This is a genomic window from Pseudomonas sp. GM80 (assembly GCF_000282515.1).
Taxonomy (GTDB): domain Bacteria; phylum Pseudomonadota; class Gammaproteobacteria; order Pseudomonadales; family Pseudomonadaceae; genus Aquipseudomonas.
In genome coordinates this window covers 35,979-54,142 of record NZ_AKJD01000015.1, presented here as the reverse complement: position 1 = coordinate 54,142, position 18,164 = coordinate 35,979, and the positions used below count along the sequence as shown (strand labels likewise).

General features: G+C 57.8%; 20 protein-coding genes and 1 pseudogene. 8 read left to right on the top strand and 13 right to left on the bottom strand.

What is annotated here, in order from left to right; all coding sequences use genetic code 11:
* Positions 1 to 25 precede the first annotated feature (25 nt).
* Entirely contained in the window at positions 26 to 1,126 is a 1,101-nt protein-coding gene (locus PMI37_RS01895; protein WP_008077480.1) for an alkene reductase, read from the bottom strand.
* A gap of 149 nt (positions 1,127 to 1,275) precedes the next feature.
* On the opposite strand from PMI37_RS01895, the gene PMI37_RS01890 reads away from it, so the two are divergent.
* Positions 1,276 to 1,863, top strand: coding sequence for a TetR/AcrR family transcriptional regulator (locus tag PMI37_RS01890; protein WP_045122935.1), 588 nt, complete (start codon positions 1,276 to 1,278; stop codon positions 1,861 to 1,863).
* Positions 1,864 to 1,931: 68 nt separating this feature from the next.
* On the opposite strand, the gene PMI37_RS01885 is transcribed toward PMI37_RS01890, so the two are convergent.
* The 4 genes from PMI37_RS01885 to PMI37_RS01870 all read right to left on the bottom strand — a co-directional run bounded on the left by PMI37_RS01885 (position 1,932) and on the right by PMI37_RS01870 (position 4,885).
* Positions 1,932 to 2,456, bottom strand: coding sequence for a DUF3833 domain-containing protein (locus PMI37_RS01885; RefSeq protein WP_008077464.1), 525 nt, complete (start codon positions 2,454 to 2,456; stop codon positions 1,932 to 1,934).
* A gap of 43 nt (positions 2,457 to 2,499) precedes the next feature.
* Positions 2,500 to 3,057 carry a lipocalin family protein gene (locus PMI37_RS01880; protein WP_008077462.1) on the bottom strand — a complete coding sequence of 186 codons (558 nt, stop codon included), beginning with the start codon at positions 3,055 to 3,057 and terminating at the stop codon, positions 2,500 to 2,502.
* 129 nt (positions 3,058 to 3,186) lie between these two features.
* Complete coding sequence (gene umuC / locus PMI37_RS01875; RefSeq protein ID WP_008077460.1) at positions 3,187 to 4,467, bottom strand: translesion error-prone DNA polymerase V subunit UmuC; 1,281 nt, start codon at positions 4,465 to 4,467, stop codon at positions 3,187 to 3,189.
* On the bottom strand, positions 4,454 to 4,885 hold the full coding sequence (locus PMI37_RS01870; RefSeq protein ID WP_008077459.1) for a LexA family protein: 432 nt from the start codon (positions 4,883 to 4,885) through the stop codon (positions 4,454 to 4,456). Before PMI37_RS01870 ends, umuC begins: the two co-directional genes overlap by 14 nt.
* A 343-nt stretch (positions 4,886 to 5,228) precedes the next feature.
* Between PMI37_RS01870 and PMI37_RS32150 the strand changes: the two are divergent.
* Positions 5,229 to 5,327: pseudogene (locus tag PMI37_RS32150) on the top strand (transcriptional regulator); the annotation flags it as partial.
* Positions 5,328 to 5,483: 156 nt separating this feature from the next.
* Here PMI37_RS32150 and PMI37_RS01860 read toward each other — a convergent pair.
* The 3 genes from PMI37_RS01860 to PMI37_RS31070 all read right to left on the bottom strand — a co-directional run bounded on the left by PMI37_RS01860 (position 5,484) and on the right by PMI37_RS31070 (position 6,904).
* Complete coding sequence (locus PMI37_RS01860; RefSeq protein ID WP_008077457.1) at positions 5,484 to 6,158, bottom strand: HAD family hydrolase; 675 nt, start codon at positions 6,156 to 6,158, stop codon at positions 5,484 to 5,486.
* A gap of 86 nt (positions 6,159 to 6,244) precedes the next feature.
* Positions 6,245 to 6,427, bottom strand: a complete 183-nt coding sequence (locus tag PMI37_RS01855) for a hypothetical protein (RefSeq protein ID WP_007917639.1) — start codon at positions 6,425 to 6,427, stop codon at positions 6,245 to 6,247.
* Between the two features lie 156 nt (positions 6,428 to 6,583).
* On the bottom strand, positions 6,584 to 6,904 hold the full coding sequence (locus tag PMI37_RS31070) for a hypothetical protein (protein ID WP_008077454.1): 321 nt from the start codon (positions 6,902 to 6,904) through the stop codon (positions 6,584 to 6,586).
* A 229-nt stretch (positions 6,905 to 7,133) separates the two neighbouring features.
* Between PMI37_RS31070 and PMI37_RS01845 the strand changes: the two genes are divergently transcribed.
* A complete protein-coding gene (locus tag PMI37_RS01845; RefSeq protein ID WP_007917634.1) occupies positions 7,134 to 7,370 on the top strand; it encodes a hypothetical protein in 237 nt (78 codons plus the stop codon).
* Between the two features lie 261 nt (positions 7,371 to 7,631).
* Here the strand turns inward: PMI37_RS01845 and PMI37_RS01840 are convergent, their stop codons facing one another.
* The gene (locus PMI37_RS01840) at positions 7,632 to 8,693 is read right to left on the bottom strand and encodes an SDR family oxidoreductase (RefSeq protein ID WP_008077452.1); all 1,062 of its coding nucleotides are present in this window, start codon (positions 8,691 to 8,693) and stop codon (positions 7,632 to 7,634) included.
* 160 nt (positions 8,694 to 8,853) lie between these two features.
* On the opposite strand from PMI37_RS01840, the gene PMI37_RS01835 reads away from it, so the two are divergent.
* A complete protein-coding gene (locus PMI37_RS01835) occupies positions 8,854 to 9,777 on the top strand; it encodes a LysR family transcriptional regulator (RefSeq protein WP_008077449.1) in 924 nt (307 codons plus the stop codon).
* On the opposite strand, the gene PMI37_RS01830 is transcribed toward PMI37_RS01835, so the two are convergent.
* A complete protein-coding gene (locus PMI37_RS01830; protein ID WP_008077448.1) occupies positions 9,774 to 10,913 on the bottom strand; it encodes a porin in 1,140 nt (379 codons plus the stop codon). The genes PMI37_RS01835 and PMI37_RS01830 overlap by 4 nt on opposite strands.
* A 388-nt stretch (positions 10,914 to 11,301) precedes the next feature.
* Here PMI37_RS01830 and PMI37_RS01825 point away from each other — a divergent pair, with 388 nt between their 5' ends.
* Positions 11,302 to 12,621 (top strand): MFS transporter, encoded by a 1,320-nt coding sequence (locus PMI37_RS01825; RefSeq protein WP_008077446.1) that lies wholly within the window; start codon positions 11,302 to 11,304, stop codon positions 12,619 to 12,621.
* A 3-nt stretch (positions 12,622 to 12,624) separates the two neighbouring features.
* A complete protein-coding gene (locus tag PMI37_RS01820) occupies positions 12,625 to 13,803 on the top strand; it encodes a M20 aminoacylase family protein (RefSeq protein ID WP_008077445.1) in 1,179 nt (392 codons plus the stop codon).
* Between the two features lie 122 nt (positions 13,804 to 13,925).
* Here PMI37_RS01820 and PMI37_RS01815 read toward each other — a convergent pair whose 3' ends face one another.
* From PMI37_RS01815 to PMI37_RS01805, 3 genes are all read right to left on the bottom strand, one after another.
* A complete protein-coding gene (locus PMI37_RS01815) occupies positions 13,926 to 14,567 on the bottom strand; it encodes a 3-oxoacid CoA-transferase subunit B (protein WP_008077444.1) in 642 nt (213 codons plus the stop codon).
* 8 nt (positions 14,568 to 14,575) lie between these two features.
* Complete coding sequence (locus PMI37_RS01810; protein WP_045122934.1) at positions 14,576 to 15,268, bottom strand: 3-oxoacid CoA-transferase subunit A; 693 nt, start codon at positions 15,266 to 15,268, stop codon at positions 14,576 to 14,578.
* A 270-nt stretch (positions 15,269 to 15,538) separates the two neighbouring features.
* Entirely contained in the window at positions 15,539 to 16,420 is an 882-nt protein-coding gene (locus tag PMI37_RS01805) for a LysR substrate-binding domain-containing protein (protein WP_008077442.1), read from the bottom strand.
* A gap of 141 nt (positions 16,421 to 16,561) precedes the next feature.
* Here PMI37_RS01805 and PMI37_RS01800 point away from each other — a divergent pair, with 141 nt between their 5' ends.
* A complete protein-coding gene (locus PMI37_RS01800; protein ID WP_008077441.1) occupies positions 16,562 to 17,326 on the top strand; it encodes an SDR family oxidoreductase in 765 nt (254 codons plus the stop codon).
* A gap of 20 nt (positions 17,327 to 17,346) precedes the next feature.
* Positions 17,347 to 18,162: a shikimate dehydrogenase gene (aroE, locus tag PMI37_RS01795; protein WP_008077440.1), complete on the top strand. Its 816-nt coding sequence runs from the start codon at positions 17,347 to 17,349 to the stop codon at positions 18,160 to 18,162.
* The last annotated feature ends 2 nt before the right edge of the window (positions 18,163 to 18,164 follow it).

Sequence of the window (18,164 nt, the reverse complement as noted above, 5' to 3'; positions counted from 1 at the left end):
TGAGGAGGTGAGAAAAAGAGTGCGCTTAGCTTGCGCTGACGCTCGATTCAGCCAGTGTCGGGTAGTCGATGTAGCCTGCCGCGCCGCCGCCATAGAGGGTGGCGGGATTGAACGCGGACAACGGCGCGCCACGTTTCAGGCGTTCCACCAGATCCGGATTGCCAATGAACGGGCGACCGAAAGCGATCAGGTCGGCCTGGTCTTCAGCGAGCCGTGAGGTGGCCAGATCGAGGTCATAGCCGTTGTTGGCGATGTAGGTGTTTTTGAAGCGCTGGCGCAGGGCGGCGAAATTGAAGGGCGCCACGTCACGCGGACCGCCGGTCGCGCCTTCGACCACATGCAGGTAAACCACGCCGAGGGCGTCGAGTTGTTCGACGAGGTAATCGAATTGCGCCTGCGGATCACTGCTGGAGACGCCATTGGCCGGCGACACCGGCGACAGGCGAACACCGGTGCGGTCTGCACCGATCTCACTGACTACAGCCGCCGTCACGTCGAGCAACAGACGCGCGCGATTTTCAATCGAGCCGCCGTAAGCATCGGTGCGCAGATTGGAGTTGTCCTTGAGGAATTGATCGAGCAGGTAGCCGTTGGCACCGTGAATTTCCACGCCATCGAAGCCAGCGGCGATCGCGTTGGCCGCCGCCTGGCGGAAATCGTTGACGATGCCCGGCAGTTCGCTGATGTCCAGTGCGCGCGGCTCGGAAACGTCTTCGAAGTGGTTGTTGACGAACACTTTGGTGGCGGCGCGCAGCGCAGAAGGGGCCACCGGGGCGACGCCGTTTTCTTGCAGGTCGACGTGCGAGACGCGGCCGACATGCCACAGTTGCAGGAAGATTATTCCGCCCTTGGCATGCACCGCGTCGGTCACGCCGCGCCAGCCGTCGATCTGTGCCGGCGTGTAGATCCCCGGGGTGTCCTGGTAACCCTGGCCCTGTCGGGAGATTTGCGTGGCTTCGCTGATCAGCAAACCGGCGCTGGCGCGCTGGCTGTAATAGGTCGCCGCGAATTCGCTGGGGACGAAACCTTGACCGGCGCGGTTGCGTGTCAGCGGCGCGAGAACGACGCGGTTCGCCAGAGTGAGTTTGCCCAGCGTGTAAGGGGAGAACAGGGTTTGCTCGGTCATCTGGTGTTTCTTCCGTGGCCGTTGATGAAGATCGATGGTGCGAGCAATTAGGATGATGATCGAAATCTAAACTGTCAACGGTTTTGATTATGGCCAACATCTATGTATTATCGGGCGCAGGATTTCCCCGCAAACACGAGGTATTGCACGTGAGAGTGACCAAGGCCCAGGCGCAGGCCAATCGAGAGCACATCGTTGAAACGGCCTCAGAGCTGTTCCGTGAGCGCGGCTTTGATGGCGTCGGCGTGGCCGATCTCATGGCGGCCGCCGGTTTTACCCATGGCGGTTTTTACAAACACTTCGGGTCGAAGGCCGACCTAATGGCCGAAGCCTCGGCGTGCAGTCTGGCCAAATCGCTGACCGGCGCTCAGGCGCTGGATGTCCCGGGCTTCATCAACGTCTACGTGAACAGAGAGCATCGCGACGGACGTGGTGACGGTTGCACCATGGCCGCGTTGGGCGGCGACGCGGCGCGCCAGTCAGATAAGGTGAAAGCGACATTTGCCCAAGGCATTGAGCACACCCTGCAAACTTTGGGCGAGAAGTACCCGACAGGGCCGGAGGCCGAGGCGGGTGAGGGGCGCAAGAAGATGATCGACCTGCTGTCGCGGGCCGTCGGCGCTATTATTCTGTCGCGTGCCTGCCCGGATGATTCCGCACTTGCTGATGAAATTCTTGAGGTGTGCCGGGCAGAAATGGTTGCTTCATTGCCGGTCGATGACGTGAAGACGGTGTAGAGAGGCATTCATTGAAAGCGCACAGCGTCATCCGTGGCAGTACCATCATGGAGCAGTCACCCTCGGCCTCAAGGCTGCTTGCGAAAGAACAAAGTGATCTGGCCGACCTCTACACCGAATTTGCTCATGAACGAGCGATTTATCAGGGTGTTCTTGTCCATCAGGTACATCCAGTCATCTAAATGAACCTCATACTCCTTGCCATCCACCGGAAGGTTCAGCACATATTTCCAGCGCAGTGCGTTGCCTGCCACCTCGCCAAGCGCCTCGCCCACCACGTCGCCAGCGGTTCCGCGCCATTGGCCTGGGCCAGCAGGGGTTAGCGTCCACACCCGTTTTTGCGTAGTACCGTCGCTGTAGGTAAACGACTCGTCGAGGATCAGCCTGCGGCCTTCGGAGTGGCCATTGATCACCACATGAAAACGCTTCGTGACCTCGCCTGATCGCTTTTGAAACATACCCCACGCCTCGACCCGGCCCTCGAAGAATTCGCGCAACTCGAGCGTGGGCGTCTCGTGGCTGTAGGTCTGCACATCCACTTGGCTGCAGCTTGCCAGGCCAATGCATAGCAGCAGTATCCATTTCTTGAGCATGTGCATTTCCTCGAAGGTCTCCGGGCGTAAGGTGCCCAGTGGACTAGGGCTTGGTCGGGTCTGCCGGACGCCAGATCAGTTTGCTGGTGTCATACCCCTGTTGCTGAGCAATCTTTACCAGCTGTTCACGGTTGACGCCGTTAATTTCAGAGGTGCGTGAAAGCACCCACAGATATTCCCGGTTCGGGTGGCCGACCAGTGCGAACTGGTAGGCCGGGTCGTGGTAAAGCACCCAATACTCGCCTTTGGTTATTCCTGGCGCGATGCGGCTGAACCAGTTATCAAACTGCACCCAGAGCTTGTCTGTTTTGCCTGGCTGCTGCGATTCGGCAATTCCGCCTACCTCTTTCCATTCGCCATCCTGTTCCCTGCAACGATTGGTGACGTCAATGCGGCCATCATCACGCAGACCGTAATGCGCTTCTGACTGCTGGCAATTGCGCTGGAAGAACATAGGCAACCTGGCCTGCTCGTACCAGGTGCCCTGGTATTTCTGCAGGTCGACTTGCATGGTGGTGGGAGGGGGCTCCTCGCGCGAGCCTGCGCACCCAGCGAGTGCCACACCCAAACAGGAAAGCAGAACGATCTTGCGTATCGACATAGAGACCTCCAGGTTGTCAGGAGAAACGCACATGTCATTGGAGGTAGGGTGAGCGTGAAAAGTGCTATCGACTTGCAATCGATACGATGGCCCCGCTCATGCAGGTCGCCGTCCACTTTCAACGACCTCTTACCGGGCCATTACCGTCCACAGCTGATCAACCTTCGTCGTGTAGCTCTGACTCATCAACTCGCGGCGCATCGCCCAATCAGGCGCCGCCGGCACGCTGGCGAGGCGAAGAACTCCCTTTCCCCAACGACCATTGATTTCATCCAGCACGGTCATCACCTTGTCCGCCGTAACAGGCTGGGAGTGTGCAAACAGGTCGTCCGTGAATTCACCGGGCTGGCGCAAATCCATCAGCAGAACTTCCGCTTTGCTGTATTTGAAGCCTGGTCGGAAGAGGCGATTGACCGCTTCGGTCGCAGCCTTGGTCATGAGTCGAACGTCGTTTGTCGGGTAGGGGAGTTCGACGAGTGCGCCGTTCGCGTACTTCGCTTCTTCGGGATTGAACATGCCTGTCCTGATACTCACGCGGATCTTCTTGCACAGCGAGTTTTGCGCTCTGAGCTTTTCCGCCGCGCGCTGGGTGTAGGTGGCGACGGCCTCCTTGATCGGCTCGATCTGCGTGAGCCGGGTGCCGAACATCCGGCTACAGCAAATCTCTTGCTTGGGTGGGTCAGCTTCACCCAGTTCCAGACAGGAGGTGCCGGCAAGCTCGCGAGCGGTCTTTTCGATTACCACGCTGAATTTCTGACGAAGCATCCACGGATCGGCTTTCGCCAAGTCCATGGCGGTCTTGATGCCCATCGTTTCCAGGTGGGCCTTCATGCGCCTGCCGATGCCCCAGACCTCGCCGACATCGGTGTTGCGCAGCGTCCAGTCGCGTTTGAACGGGTCGCACAGATCGACCACACCGCCGGTGATATCCAGCAGCCGTTTGGCGGTATGGTTGGCGAGCTTCGCCAGGGTTTTGGTGCGGGCAATACCCACCCCGACTGGAACCCCCGTGCGCTTGAAAAGAGTGGAACGCATATGCCGCCCAAAAGCACATAGATCGCCTGGGACGCCGGTCAGATCGGCAAACGCCTCGTCAATGCTGTAGACCTCGAGCGCTGGCACCATCGATTCGATGATCGTCATGACGCGTTCGCTCATGTCGCCGTACAGTGCGTAGTTACTGCTGAAGGCCACGACTCCATGCCGGCGAAGGTGATCTTTGATTTGAAAGTACGGCTGGCCCATTTTCACGAAAGGCTTGGCGTCGTAGCTGCGCGCGATCACGCAGCCGTCGTTGTTGGACAGCACCACGATAGGTGTCTTTGCCAGGTCGGGTCTGAACACTCGCTCGCAGCTCGCATAGAAGCTGTTGCAGTCAATCAGGGCAAAGACTGGCTCAAGTGTTTTCATGATTGCGCACGCTGTATTTCACCACACCCCAGATCACCAGCTCATCGCCCTCCATGACATGCCTTGCCGGGTATTTTGAATTCTCTGACAAAAGCATCACGGCGTTCTCGCGCAGAAGCAAACGCTTGCAGAAGGGCTCGGAATTGAGTGCTGCGATGACAATATCGCCGCTGACCGCATCGATGCTCCGATCAACCACCACCAGATCCCCTGAATAGATGCCGGCGCCCTGCATGCTATCGCCATCAATTCTCACCAGGTACACGTGCGGCGCGCGGATATCAAACAGCTCATCGAGGGAAATGTGTTTTTCGATGTGATCAGCCGCAGGGGAGGGGAAACCCGCCGGCACCCTGGATGAATAGAAGGGCAGCTTTATGCCGCCAGACGCGAGAGGGCCGAGGATGGTGATGCTCATGATGCAAGCCTTAAGAGGTTAGCTGTACGTATATACAGTTAACGATTTGCTTCGCTTGCGGTCAATCTCATAGGTACGACAATTCGACGGGTGACACCCTGTGCGGACGCTACTCGATCTGCGAATCGATGGACCGCTGTCCCAAGGAGCTAGCGCCAGAGCAGATGGTGATACTTTGGCCAGTCGAGAGGTTTATCCGGCTGAGGAGGCGGATACTCATCAATAAGAAAGGGAGCATCGGCCATGCACAGGGAATCAACTCGGGGCCTATTGTTGCTTGGAAACAGATATTAATATCGGCTGTCCGGGTGAGAGACCTCAGGCGCTACTCCTTAAAAGTGCGGGCCGTGTTGTTGGAACCAAGGGTGGAAATCACAAAACGTTGAAAGACTGGAAATCTGAACACGGCTCTGCGACTGTCGAGTCCTGGTTGGCCAAGTGATTTTGGTTTAAATACAAAAGGGCCTGACAAGGCCCTTTTCAGTTATCGTTTTTTAGTCAACTTGGGGGTGATTTCGTAGCTGTATTCAGGTTGTAGGCGCGGCGTCTTCTGCCAATACGTTGGCAGGGGGCATTTGAATGAGTGTCTACAGAAGGCTCACGGACGGGAAGCCACCTCGTCCAGGTGCTGCAGCAGTGCCAGAGGATCCTCGTAGACTCGGAGTGCACCTGCACGTTCAAGCTCTCCTGTGTCATAACCACCTGAAAGCAGCCCTATACCGGTGGCCTTGCAGCGTCGTGCGGCAAGCATGTCCCAGATGGCGTCACCGATCACCAGGCAATCTTCGATGGGTACATTGAGTTTGCTTGCAGCGGCGAGGAAAAGGTCTGGATCGGGCTTGCCATACTCGACGTCATCACGGGTGATGAGATTCACCTCCGAGATATTCAAGCCCAATGCCTTCAGATTTATCGCCGCAGTGTCCATGCCACCGCTGGTCGCAATACACCACTTGAACTGATCGCGGTTCAGAGTATCGAGAAGCTCGACAGCGCCAGGCAGAGCGCTTATCTGACCCTGCAGATCCTTGTAGGCTTTATCATGTTTATCGCTGAGCCTTTTAGCCTGGTCTGGTTTGATTTCCAGGCCGGTCTCACGGGCTAGCATCTTGAGCATCAGCCCGCCGCTCATACCAATCTTTCTGTGAATTCGCCACATGGCCAACGGTATGTCTTCTGAGTCGAGCGCGGTTTTCCACGCGAAAACATTCTGGTAGACGCTATCAGTCAACGTGCCATCCAGATCAAAAATGAATGAGGTTTGCTGGCGCATACGAGACACCTCCATCAAGCAAATTTCAGGTAGCAGCTGTCGCGTATTCGAAATATCGGTCGCACCGAATACCAAGGACGCTGACGTTAATCCTTGAGTCTTTCCAAGTCGGCTGGGCCGGGTTCCACACGTGGTTCGTCGCCAAGGAACTCATCTTCCCTGACCACTCGTTCGTCATCTGTTAAGCCTGTTTCTGACACGTCCGAGACGAGAGCAGAATCTTTCAGTGCTTTGCTTTTTTTTGATGAAACGGAGCTTTTTTCAGTCATAAGATTTCTCCTCGCCCCTTGAAATTCGAGGCGCTCAATTTTTCGAAAACATATGCTCTGAGTCGTTCCGTCTTTCGCAGATATCGAAGCGGAGAAAGCGCAGCGCATGAATGCCACTGCGGTTTCCATCGCCTTGCTTCCGCCTTGAGCCAAGGGTTAATCAGACGCATGAAGCAACCTGAACCATTCAGCATAAGGCGAGTTAGTGACCCGGAATCGATTGAAATCAGGACTGCCATCAACCCACCAAACAGGGCCCCGCTCACCAAGCGCTACTTTGGCCAGTTGTACGTTTTCCCGAGCGCGCTTCATCTGCGATTCGTCTTCCGCATCCTTTGCTTTCTTCACCTCCCGTCGAGCTGCCATGAGTGCATCGACGAGACGCTGGCGCACGTCCTCTTGCAATGATGGATTTGAACAGCGCCACAGCTGCCCTTTGACAACGAAGTAACGACCGTCAGGTGTTACTGGATGCATTCCTCACCTCCGATCTTCAAAGGCCGCTTCTCCAGATACTTCATGATGAAGTCCTCAGATTCGGTGGTGTTGCGATAGAGGATGGGGGCTTGCGCAACGTTCCATCGAGATGACTGAAAGGCTGAAATGGCAGGCTGGCGACGGTCGGTAAGCCAATAAATCGAACACTCGAAATACCAACCCTCTCAAAGGTACATGCCCCCACCATTGAGGGTACTGAGAGGTGTCTATGAATCACGATCCTAAGCTTCAAGGCGGTATGGGTGAGGACGACCCAATGCCCACGTCACCCGATCCATTGAGCCCGGGGCGCACTGAGGTTGACCCGATGAAGGAGGAGGGGATTGACGAACTGCCGGATAACGAGGGTGAGCGTCCGCTTGATGACGACGTCGGGCTAGACCCTGAGCGTGTGCGGGAGGAGACGGATAATGCGGTGATGGATACTCAGCAGGATCCACGCTGACGGGGTGACAGCACGCTTACTGATTGGCACACGGAGGTCGCTGTATCAGCGATGACTCGGCACGTTCAAGCCATAGTGCGGAGCACATCACATAAAGACACTGATCTCTTTATTCGGCACAAAAAAAGACCCGCGATGGGGGCACGGGTCGGGAAACACTTAAGGAGCTGTCACAACCGTACACCCGCCAATGTGAAATTATCGTGATGGGAGTAGCACGGTGGGTTCGATGGAAAAATCAGACAGCGTTACTGGCAGAACCTAGGGTATCAAGCGCATCTCGCGTAGTTTGTCGAACACGTCGAAAAATGCCTGATCGCTTGCTTGATACGCAGTGAAGCCCATTGCACGGCTTTTCGACATATCCGTGACTACTTCGATGGGGCGGCCGAGATCTGCATCGGTGTGCCATGGGGACACCAGGCGACCAATATCGGATTCTTTCAAACCGTATTCCGCAACCATTTGCGTCCATGCGGCCTGGTCGTTATCCATCTGCTTCTCGAGCGGCGAAAGTGAAGCGGGATAATCGGCAGCAGGCAAGTCGAAGTAGTCGGCAATTCGGCTCCACATCCATTTCCAACGAAATACATCGCCATTCGTGACGTTGAATGCCTGATTGGCCGCAGCCGGCGTGGTGGCCGCCCACAGTTGTTGGTTCGCCAACTGCCGGGCGTCCGTCATATCGGTAAGGCTGTCCCACTGCACTTTTGATCCTGGAAACACGAAAGGGCGATGGGTCTGTTTGCAAATCGAGGCATAGACGGCGAGGGTGGTTGCCATGTTCATCGCATTGCCTACAGCAACCCCGGTGACGGTATGCGGGCGATGAACGCTCCAGGTGAAACCGTCCTTTGCAGCCGCGGCGAAGAGTTCGTCTTCTTGGGCATAGTAGAAATTCTCGACATCCAGTCGCCCCTGGTCTTCGCGAAACGGTGTCTGCGGAAGGCTGCCCTTACCATAAGCTTCGAATGGGCCGAGGTAGTGTTTCAGGCCCGTCACGAGTGCTACGTGCTTGACACTCTTGGCTGGACGAATGGCGTCGAGGACATTGCGAACCATGGCGGCATTGACACGAATGTTCTCGGCCTCCGTGGCTTGCCGTGACCATGTGGTAATGAACACATGAGTGGGTTTCAAACCCGCCAGCGCCCGTGCCAGCGAAGCAGGATCCTGAAGGTCTGCCGCGACAGGAATCACGCCTTGCACTGGCGACGGGTGCCTCGAGAGCGCGGCGACCTGCCACTGGTTGTCGATGAGTAACTGGGTGATGGCGCTGCCGACGATGCCGCTGGCGCCCACGACCAAAGCTGTCTGGGTCATACGTTTCTCCTGAATTCAGGTTTGGGAGTCCACGTCAGCAACAGAGGTTCAACCTAAAGCGGATCCGCATCAGCCTGGCGAGCTGCGCTCAGCGACAGAGTGGTAACTGGCCGGCATCTTGCTTTATGGTTGGCGCCAAATAAAAAGCGAGTCGCACACCGTGAAATTCCATCAAATCAGAGCCTTGGTCGCGATCAACCAGTGCGGCAGCATCAATGAAGCCTCGCAGATGTTGCATGTCACCCAGCCTGCGCTGAGCCGTTCCATCAAGGATCTGGAGCGCGAATTGGGCCTGACCCTGCTGCAGCGTTCCTATAAAGGCATGTCGTTGACTGACGAAGGCCGGCGGATCATCCGGCATGCGCACATGGCGGTCGAGAGCATGCGGCGCCTGCAAATCGAGGCCGACAATATTCACGACATGGCCGTGGGCGAGGTGGCTGTCGGCGTCACTTCACTGACCGCCATGCTGCCGGGTTTTGAGAAATGCATCAGTGACTATCAGGCCAAGAACCCTCGCGTGCGGATCAAGCTGATCGAGCTGCGCCCCAGCCATATCGTCCAGCGTTTGCGCGACGGGACGCTGGACTTTGCCCTGACGTCTCAACAAAACACTCAACGTCTGAATCTCGATTGGGAAGCCCTGCACCGGATCAAGGGCACGGTGGTATGCAGTCCGAACAACCCGATGCGGCATTCGCCCTCGTTGCGGCAATTGCAGTACGCCAACTGGATCAGCCTGGACGAGGTAGACGACCGATCCTCACAGTTCTACCAAATGTTCGAGGTCAACGATATTCATCCGCCGCAGAAGGTCATCGAGTGCGCCTCGTTGTTTCTGGCCTTGCGCCTGGTCGAGAATGCCGATGCGTTCATGACCCTGAGCAATCTGGCGCTGGGCAGTGCACTGCCGCCGGGACGGGTACCGGAACTGGTCCTCGTCGAAGTCGAAGAGGTCAACCCGGAGTACCCGATTTATCTGGTATGCGTTGACCGCCATTCGCTGACGTCGCCGGCGAGAGATCTGTTCAGCGGTCTCAAATCCAAATTGGCCGCTGAGTCTTCGGCAGAGCCGACTTACTAGAAGTGATAGTACATGCCGACGGCCAGGTTGCTGGGGGCGTCGCCGCTTTGCTCGAGGGGGATTCCCGCATAGCTGATGGCGGATTCGGGGCGGTTATCGATCAGGGCGAGCCGACCGTAGATGGCCCAGTTCTTTTTCAGGAAATGGTCGTAGCCGAGCATGATCCCGGTGGCGTCCTTGTCGCCGAATTCGATGTCGCGCTTGACCAGTGCCATGCGCGCCACATCGGCTTTGCCGACGGGCGCGGAAAGGCCCAACGTCCATGCGCTCATGCTCGGTGTGGCGTGGTAGTCGACGTCCTGGCGCTGCCAGGTGACATTGGCAGACAGCGGCCCGAAGTCATAAAACGCCGAAGCACTTTTGAAGTAGTTGTGGGTCTGCCGCTGACGGTCGCCGTCGTCCCATGGATCGCTCAAGTAATCATTGAATGAACCCAGCAATATCCATCGCGCATTGCTGTACTGAACACTCATGCCTTTGCCGCGCACGGTTTTGCCGGAGCTGGCGGTATCGTTCAAGCCCAGGCTGACGGCGGTGGCCACGCTGAAACCGGCGAATTTGGGCGTGGTGTAGGCGAGGGTGTGCTTGGGGCGCATATCCAGATAATAGGCACCACGCCCGGCCGGCGGGCTGGTCAGGTAGGTATAGGGCGAACCGTAGGTGGCCAGGAACGGATCAGCAAACGTCGGCGTGCCCATGCCATAGGTTTTACCGAATTCCAGCTTGCCGTACTCCCGCGAACGCAGCGCCGCCACTGCCAACCGTAGCGTGCCGACCTGCTTCCAGTGCTCGTCGAGCGCTTGGCCATTGAGGTTGAAACCTTCCTCGACATCGAACTCCAGCACCGTGTCCGGGTTGAGGGCCTTGCGCATGTAAAGCCCGAGCTTATTGGTCCAGGCGCCACCGCCCGCAAGTTTGCTTCCGGAGTGATGGCCCGAGTCCTGGTAATTCACAAACGCATCGAGCGTGCCGTAGACATTGAGCTTGTCGGTGTAGCCCTTATCGACGTTGTAATAGCCAAATCCCGGCGCTACTCGGGCGATCGCAGGAAATCCCTCAGCCTGGCTGCACGTCGGTAGCCCGAGCCCCAAGAGCAAAGCGGTCAATGAACAATTGCGCGCGGCGGACATAACCATTTCAGACGCTCCGTAGACGTGATGGCTGATGGATCGCAGCCTCCACGAAAATAAAAACCGGCGGAAATGGTCAATTTTGCATGGCTATGCCTAATGGTTAATTTGCTGGCGAATGACCGGTGCATTGAGGGCGACAAGCGTGCGCAAAGATCACAAAAACAAGCCCGATCACCTCGATTCGGCGACTGCATGAGTCTGGAGAATGGAAGCCATTGGTGCGATACCCGCCTTCAAGCCCTCGCGCGGCACCGTTGTAGGGCGCATTCAAAGGACGTGACGCAAGCAAGTTAACCAGTGGTTAATTGCCTGCAAAAAGCGCAAGTGATTCGTCTTCGGAGTTCCCCGATAGTTGGTCTCGCATAACGCCAATAAGAAATCGGAGCGTGCCATGACGACCCTGCATTCGGACACTTCCCTGGCCGACGGAACGATGCGTTCCAATCCGGCCACATCCAACTCAAGAAAAGCCACTGTAGCGTGCGCCCTGGGCAATGCCCTGGAAATGTACGACTTCACGATCTACAGCTTTTTTGCCGTGATCATCGCCAAGAACTTTTTCCCCGCCCAGTCGCCGATCGCCTCATTGCTGATGTCGTTGACGGCGTTCGGAGTGGGCTTTCTGATGCGTCCGGTCGGAGCAATGGTGATTGGCCGTTTCGCCGACAGGAAAGGGCGCAAGGCCGCGCTAACGCTGACCATCGCACTGATGACTCTAGGTACAGCGCTGATCGCATTCGCCCCCACTTATCAGCAAGCCGGGGTATTGGGCACTGCTCTGCTGGTTATCGGCCGGCTGACTCAAGGTTTTTCCGCTGGCGGCGAAATCGGCACCGCCTCGGTGTTGATGATGGAATCGTCGGCGACGAACCATCGGTGCAGCAATGTAAGTTGGCAAGCTGCGAGTCAGGGTTACGCGGCGCTGGTCGGGGCTGGCATCGGACTTCTTCTGAGCAGTGTCATGACCGCGCCCGACCTGGAAGCATGGGGTTGGCGTATTCCTTTTGTCATCGGTTTGCTGATTGGCCCTGTCGGCTGGTACATCCGCCGCTGCCTGCCGGAAACCCTTGAACAGACCACGATCAGCGCCGCCCCTTCAACCGTGCGCAAACCCGGCTGGCGCGAGGTCATTGATCTGCGCAACACCGCACTCGCCACCGGCCTGATGGCGAGCGCCACCATCGGCATGTATTTGTTCATTTTCTATATGCCGGCGTATCTGGTGAGCGCGCTGCATTATCCGCAGCGCAGCGCCTTGGCGATTGCCTGCGTTGCAGCCGCGTGCCTGGCGATCATCACTCCAATTGCAGGGCGTTACGCCGACCGCCACGGTCTGCGCAAAAAACTGTTGGTCTGGACGATGACCTTACCGGTTATCGCAGCATGGCCCGCACTTTGGCTGTTGTCGCATACCACTGACTTGTACATCGCGATGCTGATCGTTGCACTGCTGGTCCTGCCAGGTTGCGTGGGCTCGGGGGCGTTTTTCGCGATGATCATGGAAGCCTTCGCCAAGCCCCACCGCGCGCTCGGCACCTCGGTGAGTTACAGCTTCGGCGTCACCTTGTTCGGCGGTTTCTCGCCGTTGATCGCCACATGGCTAACCTCGGCACTCGACACACCCACGGCTCCGGCGTTCTACCTGCTTGTCGGCGGGGTGATCAGCCTGTGCTGCCTGAAACTGTTCCCGGAAAACATTGGACGAGACTGACCCATGCGCAACCAACAAAATAAATCAGCGTTAAGCGAAACCGAACTGCAAAGCTTCATCGCCTTGCGCCGACAAATTCATGCTGCGCCTGAGTTGGGCGGCGAAACCCCGAACACCGCTGAACTGGTCGCCGCCAAACTGACGCAATGGGGCTATCAGGTGCATCGCGGTATCGGCGGGCATGGCCTGGTCGGTGTCCTGAAAAGAGGCGAGGGCCCACGCCGTATCGGTCTGCGCGCCGACATGGACGCGCTGCCCATGCAAGAAAAAAACACCTTTGCGCATGCCAGCCAGATTGCCGATCGCATGCACGCCTGCGGGCATGACGGGCACACCGCAATCCTGCTCGCGGCGGCTTATCGTCTGGCAACCCACGGCGAATTCAACGGCACCCTGAATCTGATTTTCCAACCGGACGAGGAGGGCTTGTGTGGGGCCAAGGCGATGATCGATGACGGCCTGTTCCAACGGTTTCCCTGCGATGCGATTTTCGCGCTGCATAACATGCCCGGTTACCCCTTGGGCACGGCCGTGGTTCAGGCAGGGCCGACCATGGCGTCCTCGGAACGTGTGTCACTGCTCATCACCGGCCAAGGTGGACACGGCGCCATGCCAGAGAAGTCGGTTGATCCACTACCCGTGGTGGCCAGCCTTATCAACGCGATCCAGACCATCAAATCGCGCAACCTCGGCCCGGAAGAATACGCGGTGATCAGCATCGGCATGCTCCAGGCCGGGAGTGTCTACAACATCATTCCTGATGAGGCGCGCATGCTGATCAGCGTGCGTACCGATACTCCGCAGACTCAGCAAAAGATCAATCGGCGACTCGAGCAGATCATCCGCGGTCACGAGCAATCATTCGGCGTGAGCATTGACCTGGAATTCACTCCGCTGGCCCCGGCACTGATCAACGACGCCACCGAAACACAAAGAGTGCGCGAAAGCCTTGAACCACTTTTTGAACCTGGCCACCTGCAAAGCCGAGGACCAAAGGTCATGGGTACCGAAGACTTCGCCTGGATGCTCGCAGAAGTGCCGGGGTGCTATTTCTTGCTGGGCAATGGTGAGGGCGAGTTTCACGGCTGCTCCGTGCACAACCCGCACTACGACTTCAATGATGAGCTGATCCGACTGGGCGCCGATTGCTGGGTAAAACTGGTGGAAGACTTTCTCGCCTGAGCACTCTGATCAGCCTCGACCGCCAGCGCTGGCCCTGCGGTTTTGAAACTCAAGCGTCAGAATCCATCGCCGGACGTACGCAATGTCGTCCGGCGCAGGGGGGAGCGAACCGACGAACCCCGTCACTGGATCAGCGGCACACCACTGAGCGATTGCAGATCTTCAAAGCTGATATCAGCCAGAATCTCCCTGACCTGCAAGCCCTCAGGCGTGACGTCGAGGATGGCCAAGTCAGTATAAATCCTCGTCACACAGCCAATGCCGGTCAGCGGGTAGGTGCATTGCGGCACCAACTTGCTTTCGCCTGTCTTGGTCAGGTGATCCATCATGACGAACACTTGGCGTGCGCCAGTCGCGAGGTCCATGGCGCCGCCCACGGCCGGGATGGAACCTTCAGCACCGGTGTGCCAGTTGGCCAGGTCACCGTTGACCGAGACCTGAAAAGCACCCAGAACGGCGATATCGATGTGTCCACCACGCATCATTGAAAAGGAGTCGGCGTGATGAAAGTAGGCACCCCCGGCCAGCAGTGTTACGTGTTGCTTGCCGGCATTGATCAGATCATCGTCTTCCTCGCCCGGCGCCGGACTCGGGCCCATGCCCAACACACCGTTTTCGCTGTGCAGGAACACTTCCTTGTCACCCAGATAATTGGCCACCAGCGTCGGCACGCCAATGCCGAGGTTCACGTAAGAGCCTTCAAGAATATCGTCGGCCACACGCTGGGCCATTTCGCTACGCGAGAGTTTGTTCATAACAGTCATGGCGGGCCTCAGTTGACGTTGGCTTTCGGAAGACGGGCGAACGGCACAGCGACCACGCGCTGAACGAAAATCCCCGGTGTGACAATGTGCTCGGGGTCTAGCTCGCCCAACTCGACGATCTGGTTGACCTGAGCGATGGCCGTTGTCGCCGCCATGGCCATGATCGGTCCGAAATTGCGCGCGGCCTTGCGATAGGTAAGGTTGCCCCAGCGATCACCTTTTTCTGCTTTGATCAATGCCACATCGGCGTGCAACGGCATTTCCAGCACGTAGTTGCGACCGTCGATCACCCGGGTCTCCTTGCCTTCAGCCAGTAGCGTTCCATAGCCTGTTGGCGAATAAAACGCACCGATGCCTGAACCGGCGGCGCGGATGCGTTCCGCCAGGTTGCCCTGCGGAACGACTTCAAGCTGTACCTTTCCGGCCAGGTAGAGTTCGTCGAATACGTAGGAATCGGATTGGCGCGGAAACGAACAGATGACCTTGGCAACCCGCCCAGCCTTGAGCAAGGCGGCGAGACCGATTTCACCATTGCCGGCATTGTTGCTGATGATGGTCAGCTCGCGGGCGCCCGAGGCGATCACACCATCCACAAGTTCGGATGGCATGCCGGCGGTACCAAAACCACCGACCATGATGGTCGAGCCATCGGCTATCCCATCAAGTGCGGCAGCGATGGATTCAAACGTTTTATCGATCAAGGCGTACCCCATGTTTCATGTTGACTAGACAGCGAAATCTGGCTGCAAAAACCGCTTGAATCACGGTGACTGCACCGGTGTGCATAGCCTGCCAAACAATTGGCCAGTGAAGGAGGGGCGGCACTTGATGTCGTGCGATCAGCGAACGCTACCTTGAGTCATTCCCGTTCCGTGCGGTGACGAGTTGACGCTGATGATGCTGCCCTTAGCGTCTGAAACTCACTCACTGAAGGGATCAAACATCAGTTGCCGGAACATTGGATGTATTTCTTACGCTGGATAGAGTTCGTCCAGCACTGTCATCAATGCCCGTTTACGAGGGTTTTCCAGTCCGAGCCAGGCCACACCGATGCCCGCGCCGCTCATGGGCAGCGCCAGTGGCCGGGTCACCACGCCGACTGGCAGCGCTGAAGCGGCGCCACCTGGCAAAATACCGACGCCCAGCCCCGCAGCGACCAACGCCAATTGTGTAGTGAACTCACCCATTTCCCGGGCGATGGTCAACGTCACTTTGCGGCGATGAAAACCCGCCAGCATTTGGTCGTATAAACCGGGCGCGAATTTGCGCGCGAGCACCAATACCGCAGACCCGGCCAGATCCTGAGGTTTTATACGAGCCTGGCTGCAAAGTGCGTGGTCTTGCGGCAGCGCCACCACCAGCGACTCCTCGAAGAGCAAACGGGTGTGTACGCCAGGCACATTCAAGGGTAAGCGCACCAGACCGAAATCCAGGGCGTTGTCCAGCAAAGCCCGGGTCTGCGGCAGCGAGGGCATGTCCTTGAGTTCCAGCTCGATGCGCGGGTAGCGCTGCTCCAGCGTACGCACAAGCGTTGGCAACAAGTGCGCCAGCGTCGACGACACAAATGCCAGACGCAGCACCCCGGCTTCTCCGGCTGCAGCCTGTTGCAACACTTCACGGGCCCGAGCGGCCTGACGCAGGGTTGCCAAGGCCTCGGGGAGAAACAGCGCACCTTCTTCGGTCAACTCGACGCCGTGACGATCACGTTCGAACAACAGCGCGCCTACATCGTCTTCCAGTGCGCGTATCTGCGCACTCAACGCCGGCTGGACAATGTGCAGACGCGCTGCCGCACGACCAAAGTGCAGTTCCTCAGCCAAGGCTGCAAATGCCCGCAAATGCTTGAGTTCCATTGATCCTCCTGATCCGTACGGTGTTTCTGGTGATCACGATCGGTGATTACGGCATCACCATAAACGATTGGCACGCCGGGGCGGAAGCGGTCGAAAGTGGGGTCGTTGCCCTATGCATAAAACCAAGAAGGGGAGGCACAGATGATCGACAACTTTCGCCTGAATCAGCGTCGGGCGCTGATCACCGGCTCGGTGCGAGGTATTGGACTGGCCCTGGCGCGCGGGTTGGCACAGGCGGGCGCTCAGGTGGTGATTAATGGTCGCGATGCCCAACGCGCACAAAGTGCCTGCGCGTTGTTACGGGATGAGGGGCTGGACGCGGAATATTCATTGTTCGACGTGACCGACCACCAGGCCGTTGCAACCGCGATCGATGCGCTGGAACACCGCTCAGGCCCGATCGACATTCTGATCAACAACGCCGGTTTGCAACATCGTCAGGCGCTTGAAGACGTGAGTGCGCAAGACTGGCATCGACTCATGAGCACCAATCTCGATGGCGTCTTCAACGTGTCCAAGGCCGTGGCCCGACACATGATTGCTCGCCGGCGCGGCAAGATCATCAACATCGGCTCGGTACAAAGCGAACTGGCTCGCGCCTCTATCGCACCGTATGCCGCCAGCAAAGGGGCCGTGCGCATGCTCACTCGTGGCATGTGCGCCGACTGGGCCAGGCATGGCCTGCAGATCAATGCCTTGGCCCCTGGCTATTTCCGAACCGAACTGAACCAGGCGCTGGTCGATGACTCGGCTTTTTCCGACTGGCTGATGCAACGAACGCCTGCCGGACGCTGGGGCAATGTCGAGGAACTGTGCGGTGCGGCGGTGTTTCTCGCTTCGTCAGCCTCCGACTTCGTCAACGGCCAGACCCTTTTCGTCGATGGTGGCTTGACCAGCGTCGTCTAACTCTCGTGAAGGACACCAACATGCCTCAATCCCTGCCAACCTTGTGTGGATCCATCATGGGGTCGCCGTTTTCGCTTTCGGCAAAAATCCACAACGCCGCTTACGCCGCATTGGGCCTGGACTACACCTTTGTCTGTTTCGGCGTTGAAGATCCGGTTGCGGCCGTGGCGGCCATTCGCGCGCTGGGCGTGCGCGGCATGAACGTTTCGATGCCGTACAAAACTGCAGTCATGTCTTGTCTGGACAAGATCGACGAATCGGCCCAAGTGATTGGTGCGGTCAACACCATCAACAACGTCGAGGGCGTGTTGACCGGTTACAACACCGACTACCTGGGAGCCGTGCGCGCCCTGCAAGAAGTCACCGAGCTGAGTGGTAAGCGTATCGCTGTGATCGGTGCCGGCGGAGCAGCTCGCGCGGTGGTTTACGGTTGCCTGCAAGCAGCGGCGGAAGTCACGGTATTCAACCGCAGCATCGAACGTGGTGCCGCCCTGGCCGAGGATCTCGGCGCCCGGTGGGGCGGCAACGTCGGAGCATTTGCGGCGACGTCGTTCGACATCGTCATCAACGCCACCTCCGTAGGTTTCAAACAGCCCGAGAGCAATCCACTGGACGGCGTTCTGGCCAGCCACTTGATTGTGATGGATGTGGCTTTCATGCCGGTGCAGACCGCGCTGCTGTTGCAAGCCAAAACGCTGGGTTGCCGCACCGTCGCCGGCACTCGCATGTTGGTGCATCAGGCTTGTCGGCAGATCGAGCTGTACACCGGCAGAGACGCGCCCATCGACATCATGGAGCAGGCCATGCTCAAGGAAATACAGCGCCTGAAATTGTAAGC

Excerpts from the sequence above, each read along its gene's own strand:
- PMI37_RS01895 (WP_008077480.1), bottom strand. The coding sequence starts at position 1,126 with ATGACCGAGCAAACCCTGTTCTCCCCTTACACGCTGGGCAAACTCACT.
- PMI37_RS01885 (WP_008077464.1), bottom strand. The coding sequence starts at position 2,456 with ATGCTCAAGAAATGGATACTGCTGCTATGCATTGGCCTGGCAAGCTGC.
- PMI37_RS01880 (WP_008077462.1), bottom strand. The coding sequence starts at position 3,057 with ATGTCGATACGCAAGATCGTTCTGCTTTCCTGTTTGGGTGTGGCACTC.
- umuC (WP_008077460.1), bottom strand. The coding sequence starts at position 4,467 with ATGAAAACACTTGAGCCAGTCTTTGCCCTGATTGACTGCAACAGCTTC.
- PMI37_RS01870 (WP_008077459.1), bottom strand. The coding sequence starts at position 4,885 with ATGAGCATCACCATCCTCGGCCCTCTCGCGTCTGGCGGCATAAAGCTG.
- PMI37_RS01860 (WP_008077457.1), bottom strand. The coding sequence starts at position 6,158 with ATGCGCCAGCAAACCTCATTCATTTTTGATCTGGATGGCACGTTGACT.
- PMI37_RS01855 (WP_007917639.1), bottom strand. The coding sequence starts at position 6,427 with ATGACTGAAAAAAGCTCCGTTTCATCAAAAAAAAGCAAAGCACTGAAA.
- PMI37_RS31070 (WP_008077454.1), bottom strand. The coding sequence starts at position 6,904 with ATGCATCCAGTAACACCTGACGGTCGTTACTTCGTTGTCAAAGGGCAG.
- PMI37_RS01845 (WP_007917634.1), top strand. The coding sequence starts at position 7,134 with ATGAATCACGATCCTAAGCTTCAAGGCGGTATGGGTGAGGACGACCCA.
- PMI37_RS01840 (WP_008077452.1), bottom strand. The coding sequence starts at position 8,693 with ATGACCCAGACAGCTTTGGTCGTGGGCGCCAGCGGCATCGTCGGCAGC.
- PMI37_RS01830 (WP_008077448.1), bottom strand. The coding sequence starts at position 10,913 with ATGGTTATGTCCGCCGCGCGCAATTGTTCATTGACCGCTTTGCTCTTG.
- PMI37_RS01825 (WP_008077446.1), top strand. The coding sequence starts at position 11,302 with ATGACGACCCTGCATTCGGACACTTCCCTGGCCGACGGAACGATGCGT.
- PMI37_RS01820 (WP_008077445.1), top strand. The coding sequence starts at position 12,625 with ATGCGCAACCAACAAAATAAATCAGCGTTAAGCGAAACCGAACTGCAA.
- PMI37_RS01815 (WP_008077444.1), bottom strand. The coding sequence starts at position 14,567 with ATGACTGTTATGAACAAACTCTCGCGTAGCGAAATGGCCCAGCGTGTG.
- PMI37_RS01805 (WP_008077442.1), bottom strand. The coding sequence starts at position 16,420 with ATGGAACTCAAGCATTTGCGGGCATTTGCAGCCTTGGCTGAGGAACTG.
- PMI37_RS01800 (WP_008077441.1), top strand. The coding sequence starts at position 16,562 with ATGATCGACAACTTTCGCCTGAATCAGCGTCGGGCGCTGATCACCGGC.
- aroE (WP_008077440.1), top strand. The coding sequence starts at position 17,347 with ATGCCTCAATCCCTGCCAACCTTGTGTGGATCCATCATGGGGTCGCCG.